This window comes from Ruminococcus sp. CAG:57, from assembly GCF_000435935.1.
Taxonomy (GTDB): Bacteria; Bacillota; Clostridia; order Oscillospirales; family Ruminococcaceae; genus Hominimerdicola; species Hominimerdicola aceti.
The window spans coordinates 11818-13168 of record NZ_FR890742.1; the positions used below are offsets into that span (position 1 = coordinate 11818).

Annotated in this window: 1 protein-coding gene and 1 pseudogene; both read right to left on the minus strand. The window is 40.1% G+C overall.

The window, feature by feature from the left end; genetic code table 11:
- A partial coding sequence (locus tag QVO88_RS07525; protein WP_288177883.1) for a prepilin-type N-terminal cleavage/methylation domain-containing protein occupies positions 1-209 on the minus strand: 209 nt, incomplete at its 3' end.
- A gap of 441 nt (positions 210-650) precedes the next feature.
- Positions 651-1351 (minus strand): annotated as a pseudogene (locus tag QVO88_RS07530) (hypothetical protein); the annotation flags it as partial.

Sequence of the window (1351 nt, forward strand, 5' to 3'; positions counted from 1 at the left end):
CCAACTGTTTCGCCGTTAACGAGCAAATCAGCAGCTTCGTTGTTTACAGTTGTGAAAACGAGCTTAGCGTTTGAGTTAGCTGTCTTGAGCTTTGACTTCTTTACATAGTTCATCATTGTAGGAACGAGGATAGCTGCAAGAATACCGATGATAGCGATAACAACTACGAGCTCTACAAGGGTGAAACCTTTTCTGTTAGATTTCTTCATAGAAAATCCCTCCATAATAAATTAAATAAATTTGTTTATAAAAGAGCTGCAAGCCGATTTAAGCAACTACTTTCCAATAATTAAGTGGCTTTCGGAGTTCTTTGTGTTCTCCTTATCACCATGATTAAAGTATACATCATCTTGTCCAAAATGTCAATAGTTTTTCGGTTTTTTTCTCAACTTTGTTCAACTTGACGAAAAACTAATTTTCAATCGGTCATTTTGACGATTGGTAACACTATGTTGACATTTTCACAAGAAATTATGTCACACACTTTGTCACACACCGTTTTATGATGTATCACCTTACATCGTCCTTAATTATATCTTAAAACAAATAAATTGTCAAGACTTATTTAACAGTTTCGTTATTTTTGTGTACTCTGTACACTTCTCATTCATTTTTGAATACAATTTGCACTATTTGTTTCGCATATTTAACTATTTGTATAATTCCTTCATCTTATTATACAGATTTTCAGAAGCGTTTTCTATCTCCGCCCTGCCATAATAGAGCAACTCGGAGGTGCTTATAAAAAGGTCAAGTACCCCCTGATCTTCAAGCTTCGGGGACATTATTTCAAGCTCATCTGAGCTTGCCATTTTCTCGTTGGCTTTATACTCTATCCCGTCAAGCATATCCCTCGCTTCAAGGGCTTCCAATGCCGCCTTTGATGCAGGCACGCCCTTTCCCATGCCCTGCAGGAGAGCCATTTCCTCACCGTTCACAAGATAGTCAAGAAGCTTTGCGGCTTCCTCAGGGGACTTGGTATTTTTCTTTATGGCATAAACGCTAGTGGGCTTTTTATACCAACCGCTGCTCACGGCCTGCTTATGCTTTGGATAGTCGCCGATAACGATGTCAAAGCCAAACTTCTGAGCAGGCTCGCAGTAATACTCTGCGTCTGATATCCAGGAAGCCACGCCTGCCGTCAGACACTTTTCAAGATCGTTCCTATCGAAATCCCACGCAGGCTTTGTGACCTTTTTATTTAGCATTTCCTGATAAAAGGCGAGCATGAGCCTTACATCCTCCAAGGTATACTGAAACTCACCGCTGTCAGATAACATTTTTCTTCCCGTTACCTGCTCTACATACGCCACAGAGCTGAGATAAGACGCTTTTTTCGTCAATTCAACAG